Annotated in this window: 16 protein-coding genes; 10 read left to right on the top strand and 6 right to left on the bottom strand. The window is 69.9% G+C overall.

All coding sequences use genetic code 11. From position 1 onward, the window contains the following. Positions 1-60: 60 nt before the first annotated feature. Positions 61-1,650, bottom strand: a complete 1,590-nt coding sequence (gene crtI, locus BLQ49_RS08725; RefSeq protein ID WP_091715041.1) for a phytoene desaturase family protein — start codon at positions 1,648-1,650, stop codon at positions 61-63. 165 nt (positions 1,651-1,815) lie between these two features. After that, positions 1,816-3,045, bottom strand: coding sequence for a YbfB/YjiJ family MFS transporter (locus BLQ49_RS08720; RefSeq protein ID WP_091715040.1), 1,230 nt, complete (start codon positions 3,043-3,045; stop codon positions 1,816-1,818). Positions 3,046-3,121: 76 nt separating this feature from the next. Here BLQ49_RS08720 and BLQ49_RS08715 point away from each other — a divergent pair, with 76 nt between their 5' ends. Beyond that, positions 3,122-4,024, top strand: coding sequence for a LysR family transcriptional regulator (locus BLQ49_RS08715; RefSeq protein WP_208859025.1), 903 nt, complete (start codon positions 3,122-3,124; stop codon positions 4,022-4,024). A 117-nt stretch (positions 4,025-4,141) separates the two neighbouring features. Here the strand turns inward: BLQ49_RS08715 and BLQ49_RS08710 are convergent, their stop codons facing one another. Beyond that, entirely contained in the window at positions 4,142-4,972 is an 831-nt protein-coding gene (locus tag BLQ49_RS08710) for a TrmH family RNA methyltransferase (protein WP_091715037.1), read from the bottom strand. Between the two features lies 1 nt (position 4,973). Beyond that, positions 4,974-5,447 carry a 3-hydroxybutyryl-CoA dehydratase gene (gene croR, locus BLQ49_RS08705; protein ID WP_091715035.1) on the bottom strand — a complete coding sequence of 158 codons (474 nt, stop codon included), beginning with the start codon at positions 5,445-5,447 and terminating at the stop codon, positions 4,974-4,976. Between the two features lie 189 nt (positions 5,448-5,636). Here croR and BLQ49_RS08700 point away from each other — a divergent pair, with 189 nt between their 5' ends. After that, positions 5,637-6,233, top strand: a complete 597-nt coding sequence (locus BLQ49_RS08700) for a cation efflux transmembrane domain-containing protein (protein WP_091715033.1) — start codon at positions 5,637-5,639, stop codon at positions 6,231-6,233. Positions 6,234-6,254: 21 nt separating this feature from the next. Then, positions 6,255-7,106, top strand: coding sequence for a metallophosphoesterase (locus BLQ49_RS08695; RefSeq protein WP_091715032.1), 852 nt, complete (start codon positions 6,255-6,257; stop codon positions 7,104-7,106). A 193-nt stretch (positions 7,107-7,299) separates the two neighbouring features. On the opposite strand, the gene rhaI is transcribed toward BLQ49_RS08695, so the two are convergent. Both rhaI and BLQ49_RS08685 read right to left on the bottom strand, forming a co-directional pair. Continuing rightward, on the bottom strand, positions 7,300-8,592 hold the full coding sequence (gene rhaI, locus BLQ49_RS08690; protein ID WP_091715030.1) for an L-rhamnose catabolism isomerase: 1,293 nt from the start codon (positions 8,590-8,592) through the stop codon (positions 7,300-7,302). 19 nt (positions 8,593-8,611) lie between these two features. After that, positions 8,612-10,711 (bottom strand): bifunctional rhamnulose-1-phosphate aldolase/short-chain dehydrogenase, encoded by a 2,100-nt coding sequence (locus BLQ49_RS08685; protein ID WP_091715029.1) that lies wholly within the window; start codon positions 10,709-10,711, stop codon positions 8,612-8,614. 211 nt (positions 10,712-10,922) lie between these two features. Here BLQ49_RS08685 and BLQ49_RS08680 point away from each other — a divergent pair, with 211 nt between their 5' ends. The 7 genes from BLQ49_RS08680 to BLQ49_RS08650 all read left to right on the top strand — a co-directional run bounded on the left by BLQ49_RS08680 (position 10,923) and on the right by BLQ49_RS08650 (position 18,508). Further along, positions 10,923-11,744, top strand: coding sequence for a DeoR/GlpR family DNA-binding transcription regulator (locus BLQ49_RS08680; protein ID WP_091715027.1), 822 nt, complete (start codon positions 10,923-10,925; stop codon positions 11,742-11,744). A 57-nt stretch (positions 11,745-11,801) separates the two neighbouring features. Beyond that, complete coding sequence (rhaS, locus tag BLQ49_RS08675; protein ID WP_091715025.1) at positions 11,802-12,794, top strand: rhamnose ABC transporter substrate-binding protein; 993 nt, start codon at positions 11,802-11,804, stop codon at positions 12,792-12,794. A gap of 337 nt (positions 12,795-13,131) precedes the next feature. Beyond that, a complete protein-coding gene (locus tag BLQ49_RS08670) occupies positions 13,132-14,694 on the top strand; it encodes a sugar ABC transporter ATP-binding protein (protein ID WP_091715024.1) in 1,563 nt (520 codons plus the stop codon). Next, positions 14,691-15,716, top strand: a complete 1,026-nt coding sequence (locus tag BLQ49_RS08665; RefSeq protein WP_091715022.1) for an ABC transporter permease — start codon at positions 14,691-14,693, stop codon at positions 15,714-15,716. Before BLQ49_RS08670 ends, BLQ49_RS08665 begins: the two co-directional genes overlap by 4 nt. Positions 15,717-15,720: 4 nt before the next feature. Beyond that, complete coding sequence (locus BLQ49_RS08660) at positions 15,721-16,728, top strand: ABC transporter permease (RefSeq protein WP_091715020.1); 1,008 nt, start codon at positions 15,721-15,723, stop codon at positions 16,726-16,728. Continuing rightward, positions 16,725-17,066: an L-rhamnose mutarotase gene (locus BLQ49_RS08655; protein ID WP_091715019.1), complete on the top strand. Its 342-nt coding sequence runs from the start codon at positions 16,725-16,727 to the stop codon at positions 17,064-17,066. The genes BLQ49_RS08660 and BLQ49_RS08655 overlap by 4 nt, the downstream gene beginning before the upstream one ends. 50 nt (positions 17,067-17,116) lie before the next feature. Further along, positions 17,117-18,508 (top strand): FGGY-family carbohydrate kinase, encoded by a 1,392-nt coding sequence (locus BLQ49_RS08650; protein WP_091715154.1) that lies wholly within the window; start codon positions 17,117-17,119, stop codon positions 18,506-18,508. Positions 18,509-18,662 lie beyond the last annotated feature (154 nt).

Genomic DNA, 18,662 nt, shown 5'->3' with positions numbered 1-18,662 from the left:
CCGCGACGATGAGCCCGGCGAGGCAGTGCCGTCGATGTGGTCTCCGCCCCCCGGGCCGCCTCACGAGGCTTCGCCGGAGGTCGCCAGCGGCGCGGTCTCCGGAATGCCGGCCGCGGCGGCAGCGCGGACGCCAGCCAGTTCCTCGATCAGCAGGCGGGCCGAGATGCGGGCCCCCTCGTAGATCACCGGCAGGCCGGAGCCCGGATGGGTGCCACCGCCGACGATGTAGAGCCCCGGCCCGAAGCGGTTGTGCGGCCGGAAATACAGCATCTGCATCAAATCATGCGCGAGGTTGAAGGTGGCGCCCTCGTGGACGGCGAAATCCTCCTCCCACTGGGTCGGATCGATGATCCGCTCGTAGCGAATCCGGGATTCGAGATTCTCGATCCCGAGGAGCTTCAGCCGCTTCAGGACCAGGGCGCGGTAGCTCTCCCGCATGGCCTTCCAGTCGATGCCTGCTTTCAGGTTCGGCACCGGCACGAGCACGTAGAGCGCGGTCTGCCCGGGGGGCGCCATGCCACCGTCGGTGTAGCCGGCGTGCTGCACGTAGAGCGAGGGCTGCATCGGCAGCGTGCCCTCGGTGATCTCGCGGATGTTCTTCTCGTAGCCGTCGGCAAGCAGGATCGTGTGATGCCCTAGGCTCTCGGGCATTTTCCCTTCCAGCCCGAGATAGAGCATGAAGGTCGAGCAGGAGAGTCGCGCCTTCCGGATCTTGGCGTCGCGCCAACGCGGGCGGTGCCGCTCCGGCACCAGGGCGCGGACCACCTTGGCGAAGTCGCCGTTGATCAGCACCGCGTCGGCGTTGAAGGTCTCGCCGTCCGCGACCACGCCGGTGGCGCGCTTGCCGTCGAACAATACCCGCTCGACGTTGCTGTTGAGCCGCAGATCGACGCCCATGCGCCCGGCTAGGCCCGCCATCGCGTCCGAGACCGCGCCGCAGCCGCCGACCGGGTGGTAGACCCCGTGCTCGTATTCGAGGAACGACAGGATCGTGAACAGGCTCGGGCACCGGAACGGCGACATGCCGAGGTACTTAGTCTGGAACGAGAAGGCGAGGCGTACCCGCGGGTCGGCGAAGTGGCGCTTCAAGTCGCGGTCGACGCTCCGGCCGGGGTGCAGATAGGGCAGGGCGGACAGCATCGCCGGGCTCGCGAGGCTGCGCAGGGTATGGAAGGCCTGCTGCAGGATCGGCTTGAAATATTCGAGCTTGGTCCGGTTCTCGGTGAAGAACGCCTGGACGTTCTTGGCGTCATCGGGCGCGAGGCGGGCGATCTCCTGCTCCATGCGGGCGATGTCCCCGGTCGCCCGGATCGTCCCCGAGATCCCGTTCTCGCCCTCGAAGACGAGGTGATATTGTGGGTCGAGCCGCTCGAGCTTGACGTGGTCTTCCAGCCGCTCGCCGCAGCTCGCGAAGATGTCGGCCAGGATCTGAGGATAGAGGAAGAAGGTCGGACCGATATCGAACTTGAAGCCGCCCGGCGCCGCCACCGTCTTGGTGCGGCCGCCGACCTGGCTGTCCTTCTCGAACAGGGTCACGTGGATCCCGGCCCGCGCCAGCAGCAGGGCGGAGGCCAAGCCCCCCGGACCGGCGCCGACCACGGCCACCCGCCGCCCGGTCAGCGTCCGCAACCCATTCCCAGACTGAAGCAACGCCGCCGACTCCCTACGAATCCCCCGCAAACCTACGGCCAAGCTAGGTCCATATTCGCGCACGGCAATTGCTGCCGTTTGTCGCGCGCAGAACGCCGCCGGCGCGCATACCGGGATAATCGTACTGCGGCAGATCCCGCGGGCGGGCTGTTCGAATAGGGCATGTCACGCAGGGCACGGGCTTTCCGGCGCGGGACGGGCGTCGCGCCACAGCCACAGGGCGGTGAGGACGAGAAGTAGCGTCGCCGTCGCCCCAGTCCAGCTAAGAGCATCCCAACCAGCGGCGCGGCCAGGCCCGATGGCGCGCACCAGCAGCGGGCCTGCGATCTGCCCGGCCGCGAACGCCGCCGTCATCCGCGCCAGAAGCGGGGTTGGGTTGTCGGGCCGAGCTTCGCGCGCAAGTTGAAGCCCCGCCATGGTGGCGACCATGAAGGTGCCGCCCACGAAGACCGCCGACGCGGCGATGGCCGCCAGGGTCTGAACGAACAGGGGCAGGGCGGTACCGAGCGCCATGACGCCCTGAGCCAGCGCCCAGATCCGCTGGCGGGAGCCGCGCGGGGCGAAGCGCGCCACCGCGGCGACTGACAGGGCGGCGGCGAGACCGAAGAGCGGCCAGGTCAGACCGAAAACCAGCGGATCGGGAGCCAGCGTGCGGGCCATCGATGGGAGGAACGTCGCCGGGACGATGTAGCCGAACCCGAAGGTCCCGTAGCAGAAAACCAGGGCGCGCTGGCGGCTCCAGCGGATCGGCGCGGCGGCTGCAGCCTCACGCTCGGTGATCGGGGCCGGTCGCGTGAGCGTTCCGGAGCCTTCCGAGGAGAGCGCCTGGACCAGCAGGGCGCCCGAGGCGGCGGCGACGCCGAGTTCGAGCCACAACCACTGCGCCGGCTGGCGTCCGCCGACCCATGTCACCACGCCCGCCAGGGCAATGCCGAGTCCGACGCCCGTGTAGATCCAGGAGCCCGCCTGAACAGCCTCCCGGCGAGCCAGCTCGGGCAGGCACCAGCCGCTGGAGCAGACCAGGGCCCAGGCGCTGAACACACCGGCGGCACCCCGTAGCGCGAGGCCGGGGAGCGGGCTTGTACCGGCCTCGACCGCCGCCATCGCGAGGGTCGTCAGCGCCACGCCAAGCAGGCTGAGCAGCAGGCCGCGGCGCGGGTCACGGGCAAACCGCGCGGCGGTGAGGGCACCGAGAAGGTAGCCGACGTAATTGGCCGCGGCCCATTCCGCCCCGGCCGAAGCGCTCAGGGTCCCGTCGCGAACCATCAGCGGCAGGAGCGGCGTGAAGGCGAATCGGCCGATCCCCATGGCGACCGCGAGGGCGACGAGGCCGCAGCCGACGATCGGTCGGATCGTGGGCGGGGGCTCGGCGGAGGCGAGGTGCGTGGTGCTCATCGGCAGGGAGTTCAACACCAGGCGAGACATCTTGGAAAATGAATTCTTGTGACGTACCGTTCTTGCCATGAGAATGATGGATCTCGACGACCTGCACATCTTCCGGTGCGTTGTGCGCGAAGGCGGGGTGACGCGCGCCGCAGCGCACCTGCACCGGGTGCCCTCCAACGTGACCACCCGAATCAAGCAGTTCGAGGAGCGTCTGGGGGTCGCCCTGTTCCGGCGCCAGGGGCGCAGCCTCACCCTGACGGAGCCCGGGCGCACCCTGCTCGGCCATGCCGAGAAGCTGCTGCGGATGGCCGATCAGGCCGAGCAGGATCTACGCGGCGGAACCGTGCGCGGTGTGCTGCGCCTCGGCTCCCTGGAGAGCGCGGCCGGCGCACGGCTGCCGCCGATCCTGTCGGCCTTCTACGCACGGTATCCGGATGTCGCCATCGAGTTGCAGACCGGCACGACGCGTGCCCTTCTGCGCCAACTCGACCGCTTTGAAGTCGAAGCGGCCTTCGTTTCGGAGCCGTTCGAGCGGCGAAGCCTCGCGTCGGTCCACGCCTTCGACGAGGAGCTGGTGTTGATTACCGGCAAGGGCGCGCCCGCCCGGCGCGACGCCGTCGCGCTGGGCGGGCGGACCGTGGTGGCCTTCCCGCAGGGTTGCTCCTACCGGGAGCGCCTGATCGCGTGGCTGGCCGAGGAGGGAGCGTCGCCCGAGCGCGTACTGGAGATGAATTCCTACCACGCCATCGTGGCCTGCGTGGCGGCCGGCACGGGGGCGGCGATCGTGCCGGCCGAGATGCTGGACCACGCCGTATTGAGCGATGCGGTGGTGCGACACCCGCTTCCTGCGCGCCTGCGCCTCAACCGGACACACCTCGTCTGGTCCGGCGAAGCCAGCGCCCCGTTGCAGGCACTCATGACGCTGCTGCCGAAACCCGCCGATCCGACGAACACCAACCGCTTTTCTGCGACGCCCGCAGCGATCTGAACGACGGATGATGCCCGGTGGCGCCCGGAGGATCGGTGACCTCGTTTCCCGACGGGAGACGGCCTGTGCCGATGCCTTTCCCGCCGGGGAGATCGGGCTGTGTGACCGGCCGGATGTTCACCGCCCGCCGTCGAGGCGTCCCTGGCTGCGGGCGATACTGTGCAGGGCGATACCCGCCGCCGTGGCAACGTTGAGCGAGTCGAAGCCTGCGGCCATCGGGATGCGGACCGGCCGCGCCCGGGCGAGGATCGTCGCATCGAGTCCCGGTCCCTCGGTTCCGAGAATGAGAAGCGCCCGCGCCGGGGCGGCGCCCTCGTCCAGGGTCTCGACGGCGCCCGGGCTCAGCGCCAGCGCCTGAAGGCCAAGCGAATCGGCAAGCCGCAGCCAATCCTGATCCGCGGTGAGCCTTGCGAAGGGCTGGATCAGCGCCGCGCCGGCCGAGACCCGGATACTCTTCCGGTAGAGCGGGTCGCAACTCTCCGCATCCAGGATCACCGCGTCGGCGCCGAAGGCGGCGGCATTGCGCAAGGCGGCGCCGACATTGTCGTGGTTGGTCAGTCCCGCGAGCCCGAGCACCAGGGCCGGCGACGGCGGCGGCGGCACGAGCCCGCTCAGCTCAGGCTCCGCTCCGCGCAGGCCTACCGCCAGCACGCCCCGGTGGATCGGGAAGCCCGCCACGGTGCTCATCACGGCCCGGGCCGCCAGGAAGACCGGGGGCGGTTCCGGGCAGGCGGCTACAGCCCCGGCGAGGCTGGGCCACCGTTCCGGCAGGAGCAGGATCGATTCGGCGCGAAAACGGCTGCGGCGGCCGAGCAGCAGCCGCAGGGTCACCTCACCCTCGACGATGAAGCGATTGCCGCGGCCGACGAGGTCGCGCTCGCGGATGCGAGCATAGGGTTCGAGGCGCGGGTCGTCCGGGTCGGTGACGGTCTCCGGGACCGGCTCCACCTCAGCCCTGCGACCGCTCGGTGCGGCTGGCGAGCGGGTCGGCCTCCGCCTTGGTCGGCACCTTCACCAGCGCCTCGCCGTCGAGCACGGTCTCCCCCGCCACCGAGCACTGGCAGGCGAGGCGCGCACGCCGCCGCTCGGGCATCAGCTCGGCGACCGTCACGGTCACCTCCACGACGTCGCCGATGCGCACCGGCGCGCGGAAGTTGAGGGTCTGCGAGATGTAGACCGCCCCGGGTCCCGGCAGGCGGGTGCCGAGCACCGCCGAGATCAGCCCGGCGGTGTAAAGGCCGTGGGCGATGCGGGTGCCGAAGGGCGTACGGGCGGCGAAGTGCTCGGACAGATGAATCGGGTTGCGATCGCCGGTGATCTCGGCAAAACCCACCACGTCCGATGAGGCGATGGTCTTCGACAGGGTCTCCGACAGCCCGACTTCGAGATCCTCGAAATAGAGCACGCGCAATTCGGGCAGCATGACGCGTCAGATCTCCGCTTCCGGCCGGTCACGCCGCGCGCACCCGGCTTCTCCGCACGGGCCTCGCACGATCCCGGCGCCGAATCCACCCGGACAAAGGCTTAAGCCGCCTTGAACTTTCTTGAGGCGCGGACAGGGTTTTCTCAATAAGCCTCGACAGGCGGGCCGCTCTCGGCGAAGACGCGCCCCGTGAAAGCCGCCGATCCCGCCCAGCCCGCCCTCCGCCCTGTCGTCGCCCGCGTGGCGGCGCTGAACCTCGGCTATTTCGGCATCGAGATCGCGGTCGCGCTCGCCATCGGCTCGGTGGCGCTCATCGCCGACAGCCTGGATTTCCTGGAAGACGCTGCGATCAACCTGTTGATTTTCGCGGGCCTGGGCTGGAGCGCGCGCAACCGCGCCCGGCTCGGCACCGCCATGGCGGGCATCCTGCTGCTGCCGGCGCTTGCGGGGGCCTGGGCTGCCTACGGAAAGATCTCGGATTTCGTGGCCCCGGCGGCCGTGCCGCTGACGCTCACGGGCCTCGGCGCGCTCGCCGTGAATCTGACCTGCGCGTCCATGCTCGCCCGCCACCGTACCGGCTCGGGCAGCCTGACCCGGGCGGCCTATCTCTCAGCCCGCAACGACGCCTTCGCCAACCTCGCGATCATCGCGGCCGGGTTGGTGACGGCGCTGTATCCGTCCCCGTGGCCGGACCTGATCGTGGCGGCCGGGATCGCGATCCTCAACGCCGATTCCGCCGCCGACATTCTCAAGGCCGCCGCGGCCGAGCGCCGGGCCGCCCGGTAAAGCCCACCCTCAGCACCAGCCATGCGCATCTTCCCCATTTCGGACCTTCACCTCGAGCGGCGCCGCCTCGACCTGATCGCACCGCCGACCGAGCCGTTCGACCTGCTCGCCTGCCCGGGCGATCTTCACGAAGGCCACCCCGAGCGCGGGCTGGCGGCCCTGCTGCATCTCGCGCAGGGGCGGCCGATCGTGTTGGTGCCGGGCAACCACGAGCGCTACGCGCCGACCGGCGACCCGCGCACCGCCCCGGAGTTGCTGACGGCCCTCGAGGTGGAGGTCGAGCGCCTGAACGGGCTCGGTGCTTGCATCCACCTGCTGCAGGGTGCGCAAAGCTGCGTCATCGACGGCGTGCGCTTCGTCGGCACCACCCTGTGGAGCGACTGGACTTTGGCCGGGCGCTGGCTCGCCCCGGATGCGCCCGACCGTCCTGCCGACCCGGTTGCCTACGCGGCGGCCCGCATGACCGACCCGGTGACCGGATCACGGGAATATCGCGGGTCGATCCGGAAGGCCGACGGCACCCCGTGGCAGCCCGCGGACGCGATGGAGGCCCATCGGGTCGAGCGGGCCGCGCTCCATGCCGCCCTGCGGATTCCGCATGACGGGCCGAGCGTCGTGGTGACCCATCATCCGGCGAGCCCCCTGGCGGCCGACCGGTTCCGGGATGAGCCCGGCGTACCCTGGTGGGTGCCGGCCTTCTACGCGTCGACGGCTCTGGATGACCTCGCCGATCCCGAGCGGCCGGACCTGTGGATCTCCGGCCATTTCCACGCGAGCCACGACCTGCGGGTCGGCCGGTGCCGTTGGGTCTCGAACCCGGTCGAAGGGGCGACCTACCGGAATGATCGCGTCGTGGTTGTCGGCGACGCTTAGACTTGTGCCCGACCGCGTTGCAACACGGTACGCGACAGAAAGGCACCAAGGGTTTTGACGACCGCGATGTGCCCCCTTTCCCGTGCGGGAGAGGGGGCCGCGCTTCGTTCGGTGAAGAGGGTGCCAGTGTCGTGAAGCGCGCGCTGCAATCGTGCGCAGCAACAACCTTTGAGTGTGGCGCCCCCTCCGCCAGTCAGACGATGCCACCGCCGCCGCCCCGCACGGCCGGGCGCTCGGCTGCGACCTTGGCGCGGTAGCCGCTCTCCCGGTAGGCGGCGATGGGATCGATCGCGCCGCCGGCATCCATGCGGGCCCGGGCCAGGATCGACCCGACATCCGTGCGGAAGGCCGCCTTCAGCGTCTCCGAGGCCATCAGCGCGTCGTTGTCCTCCTGATAGCCGCCGAGCGCTGCCCGATCGACCAGCAGCGCCTGGGCGTAGGCGCGGCGGATCTCGTCGGCCGAGCGGATCAGGCTCTCGATCGGGTCGGTCACGTTGTGGGACTGGTCGATCATGTAGGTCGGGGCGTCGCCGCTTTCGCCGAGATCGACCAGTTCGTTGAACACCAGGAACAGACGGAACGGGTCGATCGAGCCGGCATCGAGGTCGTCGTCGCCGTATTTCGAGTCGTTGAAGTGGAAGCCGCCGAGCTTGCCCGCATGGGCCAGCCGCGACACGATCATCTCGATGTTTACGTTCGGCGCGTGGTGCCCGAGATCGACCAGGCAGGCCGCCTTCGGGCCGAGCGCCTGGGCGGTGAGCAGGCTCGTCCCCCAATCCTGCACCACGGTGGCGTAGAAGGCCGGCTCGTACATCTTGTGCTCGGAGAACAGCCGCCACCCCTCGGGGAGCGCCGCGTAGATCTCCTGCATGGACGCGAGGTAGCGCTCGAAGGCCCGGCCCATATGGCTCTGGCCCGGAAAATTCGCGCCGTCGCCGATCCACACGGTCAGCGCTTTCGAGCCCAAAGCCTCGCCGAGGCGGATGCAGGCGACGTTGTGCGCCACCGCCTGCGCGCGCACGGCCGGATCGACGTGGCTGAGCGAGCCGAACTTGTACGACAGGGGATGGTCCAGATCGCCCGGATGATCCTGGAAGGTGTTGGAGTTCATCGCGTCGAAGCCGAGGCCCAAAGCCTCGGCCTGAGCGCGCAGCTCCCCGGGGGGCGCCGCGTCCCACGGGATGTGCAGCGAGACCGTCGGCGTGGCGCGGCCGAGCTGCTGGATCACCGCGCAATCGTCGAGCTTCTCGGCGATGCCGCGCGGCTCACCCAGGCCGGGGAAGCGCGCGAAGCGCGTCCCGCCGGTGCCGACGCCCCAGGAGGGAACCGCCACCGTGAAGGCCGCGACCTGCGCGGTCACGGTGGCGATGTCGACGCCCCGGCGGGCGAGGCGATGGCCGAGGGCGTCGTAATCCTCGGCCAGGGTCCGGGTGCGGGCCGCGTTGTGGGCGGCGATCAGGTCCGGGTCGATCGGCAGGCTCGTCATGATGCGCGCTCCTGTCCCGTCACCGCGTGAAGGACTGGGCGTTGCCCGCATCGACGTTGAGGATGTTGCCGGTCGACTTGGCCGAGAGGTCGGAGGACAGGAAATACACCGCCTCGGCGATGTCCTCCGGCAGAACCGAGCGCTTCAGCAGGGAGCGCTGGCGGTAATGCTCCTCCAGGGCGTCGCCCTCCAGCCGGTAGGCGGCGGCGCGCTGCTCGCGCCATTCGCCGGTCCAGATCTTGGAGCCGCGCAGCACCGCGTCCGGGTTGACGACGTTGACCCGGATGCCGGCCTCCGCGCCCTCCAGCGCGAGGCAGCGGGCGAGGTGGATCTCCGCCGCCTTGGCGGTGCAGTAGGCCGAGGCGTTCGGCGAGGCGGCGAGCCCGTTTTTGGAGGCCACGAACACCAGGGCGCCGCCGAGCTTCTGCCGCCGCAGCAGCCGGAACGCCTCCCGCGACACGAGGAAGTAGCCCTTGGCCAGGATGTCCATGTTCCGGTCCCACAGGGCGAGGCTCGTGGTCTCCACTGGCTCCGAGGAGGCGATGCCGGCGTTCGACACCAGGATGTCGAGGCCTCCGAAGGCCCAGGCGGCCACCGCGAAGCCCTGGGCGACGGCCTCCTCGTCCGTCACGTCGAGCTTGACGCTCTGGATCTGGTCGCGGCCATAGGCCTTCACGAAGGAGGCTTCGGCCTGCGCCAGGGACTCGGTGTCGATGTCGGCGAGCAGCACGCAGGCGCCCTCGGCGAGAAGCCGCGCCGCCACCGCGCGGCCGATCCCGCCGGCGCCCCCGGTCACCAGCGCGACCCGGCCGGCGAGGCTCTTGGGCTTGGGCATGCGCTGGAGCTTGGCTTCCTCCAGCAGCCAGTACTCAATGTCGAACGCCTCCTGCTCGGGCAGGCCGACATAGGTGTCGACCGTCGAGGCGCCGCGCATCACGTTGATGGCGTTGACGTAGAACTCGCCGGCGATGCGCGCCGTCGCCTTGTCGCGCGCGAAGGTGATCATGCCGACGCCCGGCACGAGGTACACGACCGCGTTGGCGTCCCGCATGGCCGGGCTGTCGGGGTGACGGCAGCGGTCGTAATAGGCCGCGTAGTCCGCCCGATAGCTCTCGATGGCGCCGTCGAGCTGCGCGATCACCGATTCGGCATTGTCCCGGGCCGGGTCGAAATCGAGCACCAGGGGCCGGATCTTGGTCCGCAGGAAATGGTCCGGGCAGCTCGTGCCCAGGGCCGCGAGTTCGCGCAGCCGCTTGGAATTCACGAAGTCCAGCACCGCGGCGCTGTCGTCGAAATGGCCGACCTTGCGCTCCGCGGTGCCGATCCGGCCGCGGATCTCCGGCATCAGCTTGGCCGCGATGGCGCGCCGTTCGACAAGCGGTAGCGTCTCGGTGGCGGCGCCGCCGAAGACCGCGCGGCCTTTCGTCTCCCGGTCGAACCACGCGATCGCCGTGTTGATGATCCGCAGCGTGGTTTCGTAACAGGACCGGGCATCCGGTCCCCAAGTGAACAGCCCGTGGCTCTCCAGCACGACGCCCTTGGCGTGCGGGTTGTCGTGCGCGAAGTGCGACAGCATCAGCCCCAGTTCGAAGCCGGGCCGGCGCCAGGGCAGCCAGCCGATCTCGTCGCCAAAGATCTTTTGCGTCAGCTCGCGGCTGTTGCGCGTCGCCGCGATGGCGATCACCGCATCGGGATGCATGTGGTCGACGTGGCGGTAGGGCAGGTAGGCGTGCAGCGGCGTGTCGATCGAGGCCGCGCGCGGGTTCAGCGCGAAGGTGCAGTGGGGCAGGTAGCCCACCATCTCGTCCTCGTGCGCGGGGCCGCGATACACATCCCGGAGCTGCTCCAGCTTGTCGAGATAGAGCGTCGCGAAGCCGTCGAGCTTCATTGTGCCGACATCACCGCCCGAGCCCTTGACCCAGAGCACCCGGGTGTCCTGACCGGTCAGCGGATCCTTCGCGATCACCTTGGCGGAGGTGTTGCCGCCGCCGTAATTGGTGATTCGCTTGTCCGCGCCCAGCAGGTTCGAGCGGTAGAGCAGCAGAGCCGGCTCGTCGAAGCCCGCAACGGCCGATTCGTCCCAACGACTCTCCAGCAGGCCCTGAGCGGCGTGCGACATGGTCCCCTCCCGAAATTTTTTTATCATCAGTCCGGTAGCAACCGACGGTGAGCCCCCCATCCGCCGGCTGCCGTCAGAACATTGGCCGAAACGATCACAATCTGTCAAGAAACTTCATGATCGTGCTTGTTTGCGACGCAAGATGAATGATTTTGCACGAAACTGTTGACGCACGGTCGGCGAGGTGATTGGATCATGACAGGAGGAAACGATGCATGAGCGCGAACGCCACCGCATCATTCTGGATCTGCTGAGGGAGCGCGGGGTGGCGACCGTTCAGGCCATCGCGGCGGCGACCGGCGGGTCCGAGGCGACCGTGCGGCGCGACCTGACGGCGCTCGCCGGGCAGGGTCAGCTGAAGAAGCTGCGCGGCGGTGCGGAGGCGCTCCACGCGCCCGGCCATCCCGCACTGAGCGTCGTGCCGCTGGCGACGCCCGCCGCCAATACCGGGCCGAACGTCCTGGAAAAGCGGGCCATCGCCCAGGCGGCCGTGGACCTCTGCGCCGAGGGCGATTCGATCATCATCAACGGCGGCACCACGACCTTCCAGATGGTGCACACGCTGGACGGGCTGAAGCTTCAGGTCCTGACCAATTCCTTCTCGGTGGCCGACCATCTGCTGCGCCACTCGGCCTGCGGCGTGATGGTGCCCTCGGGCACGATCTACCGGGAGCAGAACATCATCCTGAGCCCGTTCGAGGATGACGGGACGGTGCATTTCCGGGCGCGCCGGATGTTCATGGGCGCGATGGGCCTCTCGGCCCTCGGGATCATGGAGCGGGACGCGCTGATCATCTCGTCGGAACAGCGCCTGATGCGGCAGGCCGACGAGCTGATCCTGCTCGTGGACGCCACGAAGTTCCGGACCCAATCGTCGATGATCCTGGCGCCGCTCAACCGGGCGACCCGGATCATCACCGACGACCGCATCACCGACGCGGAGCGCCGGATGGTGGAGGCCGCGGGCGTCGACCTGATCGTGGTCGACCCGCGCCAGCCCGCGCGTCGGAAGGAGACATCCGCGACTGCGTAAACGAGCAAGATAGCTCAGCAGCCGTCAGGATGGGACTAAAACGGGGGGAAGACTGAGATGAAGCTATTCAAGACGCTCGTCCTGTCCACGGCGCTCGCCGTCGGGCTGGCCGCCACCGCCGCGCAGGCGGCCGAGACCCGGATCGCCCTGGTGGCGAAATCGCTGGGCAACCGGTTCTTCGAGGCGGCCGCCAAGGGCGCCGAGGAGGCCGCCAAGCAGATCGGCGACGTGAAAATCATCTATACCGGCCCGACCACCACCACGGCGGAGGGGCAGATCGAGGTGATCAACGCCCTGATCTCGCAGAAGGTCGACGCCATCGCGATCTCGGCCAACGACAAGGATGCCGTGGTCCCGGTGCTGAAGCGCGCGCAGCAGCGCGGCATCAAGGTGATCTCCTGGGATTCGGCGGTCGCGCCCGAGGGCCGCCTGCTCCACCTCAACCCCTCGTCCGATCCGCTGATCGGCGCCATGCTGGTCAAGCTCGCTGCCCAGGCGCTGCCGGACGGGAAGGGCAAGATCGCGATCCTCTCGGCGACCCCGACCTCGACCAACCAGAACACCTGGATCGCCGAGATGAAGACGGCGCTCCGCGATCATCCGGGGATCGACCTCGTCGCGACGGTCTACGGCGACGACCTGAGCGACAAGAGCTACCGCGAGACGCAGGGCCTGCTCCGGGTCCATCCGGAGGTGACGGTGATCGTCGCGCCGACCTCGGTCGGGATCACCGCGGCCGCGCAGGCGGTCAAGGATGCGGGCAAGACCGGTCAGGTATTCGTGACCGGGCTCGGCCTGCCCTCCGAGATGGCCGGGGCGGTGCATGCCGGGGTGACCAAGAGCTTCGCCATCTGGAACCCGATCGATCTCGGCTACGCGGCCGCCTATCTCGCCTACGATCTCGTCAAGGGCGCCAAGGCGGAGCCGGGCGCCACGCTGTCGATGGGCCGCGTCGGCACGCTGAAGGTCGAGGCCGGCAACACCGGCGCGATGGCGGAGCCGGCGGTGTTCGACAGCACGAATATCGACCGCTTCGCCAGCGTGTTCTGACAAAGCTGGTCCTTGCCGCAGGGCGCACCGCTGTGAACGGTCCGCGACCGAGGCTGGCGCCAACACGCTAAAGCAGAAGCGCTTTTCCCCTCCCCCTTGTGGGGAGGGGGCAGGGGTGGGGGTGGTGCAGACGGCACCGCATCGCTCGATCCTGCGCCACCCCCACCTCCAACTCCTCCCCACAAGGGGGAGGAGAGTACGCCGCCCCCGAGCGGCGCGGCGATGAAAACCACGGCAGATCCAAGACCCCGGGCGCCTCACGCCGAACGGGGCCTGCCGGATGCCCGCGCGCGATCCCCGTGCGCGGGCCCCAATCCAAACAAGGGAGCGACACGCCATGTCCGGCGCCCTGCAGATCAACCACCCGTCCGACGCCGAACCGGCCGCGCTCCCGCCGCCGCGCCTCGAACTGCGCGGCATCGTCAAGCACTTCCCCGGCGTGCGCGCCCTCGACGGCGTCGACCTCGTGCTGCGCCCCGGCCGCGTCACCGCGCTGATCGGCGAGAACGGCGCCGGCAAGTCGACGCTGGTCAAGATCCTCACCGGCATCCACCGCCCCGATGCCGGCGAGATCCGGGTCGGCGGCAGGCCGGTCAGCTTCGCGTCGCCCCAGGACGCGCAGGACGCCCGGATCACCGCCATCCACCAGGAGACCGCGCTGTTCGACGAACTCACGGTGGCGGAGAACATCTATCTCGGCCACGCCCCAAAGACGCGCCTCGGCTTCGTCGACTGGTCGGCCATGCGGGCGCGGGCGACCGCCCTGCTCTACGGGCTCGACGCGCCGATCCGGCCCTGGACCCGGCTGCGGGACCTGTCCATCGCCCAGCGGCACCTCGTGGCGATCGCCCGCGCCCTGTCGATCGACAGCGAGATCGTCATCATGGACGAGCCGACCGCCGCGCTCTCCCACAAGGAGGTGGACGACCTCGCCCGGGTGATCGAGCGCCTCAAGGGCCAGGGCAAGGCGATCCTGTTCATCAGCCACAAGTTCGAGGAGCTGTATCGGATCGCCGACGACTACACGGTGTTCCGCGACGGCCGCTCGGTCGGCGCCGGCCGCATGGACGAGGCCACGCACGACGAGCTCGTGCGCCTGATGGTCGGGCGCAGCGTCGATCAGGTTTTCCCCAAGGTCCCCGCGACTCTCGGCGAGCCGGTGCTGGAGGTGTCGGGCCTGTGCCACCCGACCGAGTTCGACGCCATCAGCTTCACCCTGCGCCGCGGCGAGATCCTGGGGCTCTACGGCCTCGTCGGTGCCGGCCGTTCCGAGCTGTGCCAGGCCCTGTTCGGCGCCACCACGCCCTCGGCCGGGACGATCGCGGTCGAGGGCCGCCGCGTGGCGATCCGCTCCCCGGCGGATGCGGTGCGCGCCGGTATCGTCTACGTGCCGGAGGAGCGCGGGCGCCACGGCGCCGTGCTGGCGATGCCGGTCTTCGAGAACGTGACCCTGGCCTGCCTCGGCGCCGTGTCGCGGCACGGCTTCATCCGGTCGGCCGAGGAGTTCCGGCTCGCCCGCCATTACGCGGAGCGCCTGGACCTGCGCGCGGCCTCGCTGGCGCAGCCGGTCGGCACCCTGTCGGGCGGTAACCAGCAGAAGGTCGTGATCGGCAAGTGGCTCGCGGCCGGACCCAAGGTCGTCATCCTCGATGAGCCGACCAAGGGCATCGACATCGGCTCGAAGGCCGCCGTCCACGCCTTCATGAGCGAGTTGGCCGGCCAGGGGCTCGCCGTGCTGATGGTCTCGTCCGAGCTGCCGGAGATCCTCGGCATGGCCGACCGCGTGATGGTCATGCGCGAGGGCCGGATGGCCGGCCTGTTCGAGCGCGCGGGCCTCACTGCCGAGACCCTGGTGGCGGCCGCCACCGGCAACATTCAGGCCCGGAGCGACCAGCCATGAGCGCGCCCGTGCCCCCCGGCCTCGCCGACGACCTCGACCTGCGCGGGCTTGTCCTGCGCCGCGAGACCCTGCTGGCCGCCGCCCTCGTGCTGCTGCTGGCCGCGATCGCGCTCCGGTTCCCGGCCTTCGTCACCGCGTCGAGCCTCGGCGCTGTGTTCAACGACAGCGCCATCCTGATCATCATGGCGCAGGGCCAAGCCGCCGTGCTGCTGACCCGGTCGGTGGACCTGTCGGTGGCCGCCAACGTGGCGCTCACCGGCATGGCGGTGGCGCTGATCGACGCCCATCACGTCCTGCCGCTCGGGCTGACCATCCTGGCGGCCCCGGTGCTGGGCCTGCTGCTCGGCGCCTTCAACGGGCTTCTGGTCTGGCGCCTCGGGATGCCGCCGATCGTGGTGACGCTCGGGACGCTCACCATCTATCGCGGCTTCGCCTTCGTGCTGTCGGGCGGCGCCTGGATCAACAGCTTCCAGTTCTCGCCGGCCTTCCTGGCGCTCCCCCGGGCCGAATGGCTCGGGGTGCCGGTGCTCAGCTGGATTGCGATCGCCGTCGTGGCGGCGGCCTCACTCGTGCTCGGCCGCACGGCTGCGGGCCGGGGCTGGTTCGCGGTCGGCGGCAACCCGACCGCCGCCGCCTATGCGGGGATCGATCCGGGCCGCTCCCGCTTCCTCGCCTTCTGCTTCTCGGGCCTCCTGTCGGGGCTCTGCGGCTACCTGTGGGTCGCCCGCTACGCCGTCGCGTATGTCGATCTGGCTTCCGGATTCGAGCTCGACGTGATCGCGGCCTGCGTCATCGGCGGGGTGTCGATCTCGGGCGGGATCGGGTCGGTCCCCGGCGCCGTCCTGGGCAGCCTGTTCCTCGGCACGATCAAGAACGCGCTGCCGGTGGTGAACGTCTCGCCCTTCGCCCAGATGGCGATCTCCGGGACGATCATCATCGCGGCGGTGGCCCTGAACACGCGCGCCGAGCGCCGTCGCGGCCGCATCATCCTGCGGCCGGTCGGCCCGCAAGCGGCGGAGTGAGGCCATGGCGCTGCAACAGACCACCGCCCGGGTCATCCCGGACCGCCTCCTGGGACCGATCGGGCGCTCCGCCATCCGCTGGGAGACGTTGCTCCTGGCGCTCTCCGCGGCGATTTTTTTCGCCAATGCGCTTGCCTCGCCGTACTTCCTCGACATCTGGAACCTGTCGGACGCCACGTTCAACTTCACCGAGAAGGCGATCATCGCGCTGGCCCTCGCCTTCGTGGTGATGGCCGGGGAGATCGACCTGTCGGTGAGCGGCACCATCGCGCTCGCCTCCACCGCCATGGGCGAGGCCGCGTCTGCCGGTTTCGGCACGCCGGCCCTGGTGGCGGTCGGGCTCGGCGTCGGGGCGGCCTGCGGCCTCGTCAACGGCGTGCTGATCACCCGGCTCGGCCTGCCCTCGATCATGGCGACGATCGGCACGATGAGCCTCTACCGGGGCCTGAGCTACCTCGCGCTGGGCGACGGGGTGCTGAAGGATTACCCGGCCTCCTTCGGCTGGTTCGGCCAGGGCTATGTCTGGCAGGCTTTGTCCTTCGAGTTCGCCTGCTTCCTCGTTCTGGCGGCGCTCGCCGGGCTGGTGCTGCACCGGACTGTATTCGGCCGGGCCGTGCGGGCGATCGGCAACAACGCCTTCGCGGCGCGCTTCTCGGGCCTCGCAGTCGACCGTATCCGGCTGATCCTGTTCCTCCTCACCGGGCTCGCCGCGGGGCTGGCGACCGTGATGCTGACGAGCCGGCTCGGCTCGACCCGGCCGTCGATCGCGCTGGGCTGGGAACTCGACGTGGTGACCATCGTGGTGCTGGGCGGCGTCAGCATCCAGGGCGGGTCGGGCACGATCCCCGGGGTTGTCCTGGCGGCCTTCGTGCTGGGCCTCGTCACCTACGGGCTCGGTCTGCTCAACGTGCCGGGCATCATCATGTCGATCGTCATCGGCGCGATGCTGATCGGCACCATCGCGCTGCCGATCCTGGCAGGCCGTATCCTCGCCGCCCGGAGGCGGCCATGATCGGCCCGTTCGACCCCGCGATTTACGAAAAACACGCCTTCGCGATGCGGCTCCGGCCGGGCTGCGCGGACGCCTATCGCGAACGCCACGACGCGCTCTGGCCCGAACTGGCGGACCTGTTGCGGCAGGCGGGGGTGGCCGATTACTCGATCCACCTCGAGCCGGGGACGAACCTGCTCTTCGCCGTGCTGTGGCGGCGGCGCGACCACGGCATGGCGGCGCTTCCGGAACACCCGGTCATGCGCCGCTGGTGGGCCCACATGGCCGACCTCATGGAGACCGAGCCGTCGAACGCCCCGGTGGTCCTGCCGCTCCAGACGCTGTTCCACCTGCCATGATTACCGCGACGACGGCCCCCGCCCTGAATCCGTCGACTGAGGCGGCGCCTGTGCCCCGCAGGATCGCGGTGCTCGATGTCGGCAAGACCAACGTCAAGCTGGTTGTCGTTGATGCCGCGACGCGCGACGAGATCTGGGTCCGGACGGTGCCGAACACGATCCGGCGCGACGGCCCCTATCCGCATGCCGACGTCGCGATGATCGAGGCCTTCCTCGTCGATGCCCTCGCGGATGCGACGGCCGCCGTCGGGATCGACGCCGTGTCGATCACCACGCACGGCGCCACCGGCGCGCTGATCGGGCCGGAGGGCCTCGTCCTGCCGGTGCTCGACTACGAGCATGACGGCCCCGACGCCGTCGATGCGGATTACGCCCAGGTCCGCCCGGCCTTCGCGGAGAGTTTTTCCCCACGGCTGCCCGGCGGGCTGAACCTGGGGGCGCAGCTGTTCTGGCAGGCGCGGTGTTTTCCCGAGGCCTTTGCCCGCGCAACGCACTTCGTCACCTATCCGCAATTCTGGGCTTGGCGCCTCACGGGCGTCGCCGCCACCGAGCCGACCTCCCTGGGGTGCCATACAGACCTCTGGGCGCCCGGGCAGGGGCGATTCTCCAGCCTTGTGGACCGGATGGGCTGGGGCCGCCTGATGGCGCCGGTGCGCTCCGCCTTCGACGTGCTCGGCACCGTGCGTCCCGACCTTGCCGACCGGGTCGGCCTCGGCCGCACCGTGCCGGTCGCCTGCGGGCTGCACGATTCCAACGCCTCCCTGCTGCCCTACATCCAGGGAAGCGCGGAGCCGCGGACGATCCTCTCGACGGGGACGTGGATCATCGCCTTCGCGGTCGGCGGCGCCCTGGACCGGCTCGATGCCGGGCGCGACATGCTGGCGAATGTCGATGCCTACGGCCGGCCCGTGCCGGCGGCGCGCTTCATGGGCGGCCGGGAATTCGACCACCTGATCGGCGGCCCGGCGGTCGAGCCGGACCCCGACACCCTCGCCACGGTCTTGGCGCGTGGCGTCATGGCGCTGCCCGGCTTCGCCCGCGGCAGCGGCCCGTTCCCGGAGGCGGTCGGCGCGTGGTCGCATGACCCGGACAGCCTGACGCCCGCCGCGCGCACGGCCGCAGCCAGCCTCTACGCCGCCCTGATGACCGCAACCTGCCTCGACCGGCTCGGCGCGGACGGGCCGATCTTCGTGGAGGGGCCGTTCGCCCGCAACGGGCTCTACGGCGCGGCTCTGGCGCGTCTCACTGGCCGGGCGGTCCACCCGTCGTCGCACCGGACCGGGACGAGCGGCGGAGCCGCCCGGCTGTTCGCGCCGGGCGGTGCGGAGGACACGTACCGCCCGGGACTCCTCAGAAGCACGGTCGGGCTCGGATCCGCCTTGGATGCCTATGCGGCCCGATGGCGGAACGAGGTTTTCACCCGGGGATCGATAGCGCACTGAAAGACAGCGGGTCGCCGAGCCGCACCCGCGATCCGTAGTGGGCTGCCGCGCAGCACCGCCCGATGGGGTTCACAATCGAGCGTTGCGGCGAAACAGACTTTTAGTCCCGCCTCCGTCCGCCAACATGTCGATCCCGTGTCCTTGCACACAGCTT

The organism is Methylobacterium phyllostachyos (assembly GCF_900103445.1).
Taxonomy (GTDB): Bacteria; Pseudomonadota; Alphaproteobacteria; order Rhizobiales; family Beijerinckiaceae; genus Methylobacterium; species Methylobacterium phyllostachyos.
The sequence above is the reverse complement of the archived record's forward strand: the minus strand, read 5'-3'. Positions and strand labels throughout refer to the sequence as shown.

Excerpts from the sequence above, each read along its gene's own strand:
- BLQ49_RS08720 (WP_091715040.1), bottom strand. The coding sequence starts at position 3,045 with ATGAGCACCACGCACCTCGCCTCCGCCGAGCCCCCGCCCACGATCCGA.
- BLQ49_RS08715 (WP_208859025.1), top strand. The coding sequence starts at position 3,122 with ATGGATCTCGACGACCTGCACATCTTCCGGTGCGTTGTGCGCGAAGGC.
- croR (WP_091715035.1), bottom strand. The coding sequence starts at position 5,447 with ATGCTGCCCGAATTGCGCGTGCTCTATTTCGAGGATCTCGAAGTCGGG.
- BLQ49_RS08695 (WP_091715032.1), top strand. The coding sequence starts at position 6,255 with ATGCGCATCTTCCCCATTTCGGACCTTCACCTCGAGCGGCGCCGCCTC.
- rhaI (WP_091715030.1), bottom strand. The coding sequence starts at position 8,592 with ATGACGAGCCTGCCGATCGACCCGGACCTGATCGCCGCCCACAACGCG.
- BLQ49_RS08685 (WP_091715029.1), bottom strand. The coding sequence starts at position 10,711 with ATGTCGCACGCCGCTCAGGGCCTGCTGGAGAGTCGTTGGGACGAATCG.
- BLQ49_RS08680 (WP_091715027.1), top strand. The coding sequence starts at position 10,923 with ATGCATGAGCGCGAACGCCACCGCATCATTCTGGATCTGCTGAGGGAG.
- rhaS (WP_091715025.1), top strand. The coding sequence starts at position 11,802 with ATGAAGCTATTCAAGACGCTCGTCCTGTCCACGGCGCTCGCCGTCGGG.
- BLQ49_RS08670 (WP_091715024.1), top strand. The coding sequence starts at position 13,132 with ATGTCCGGCGCCCTGCAGATCAACCACCCGTCCGACGCCGAACCGGCC.
- BLQ49_RS08665 (WP_091715022.1), top strand. The coding sequence starts at position 14,691 with ATGAGCGCGCCCGTGCCCCCCGGCCTCGCCGACGACCTCGACCTGCGC.
- BLQ49_RS08660 (WP_091715020.1), top strand. The coding sequence starts at position 15,721 with ATGGCGCTGCAACAGACCACCGCCCGGGTCATCCCGGACCGCCTCCTG.
- BLQ49_RS08655 (WP_091715019.1), top strand. The coding sequence starts at position 16,725 with ATGATCGGCCCGTTCGACCCCGCGATTTACGAAAAACACGCCTTCGCG.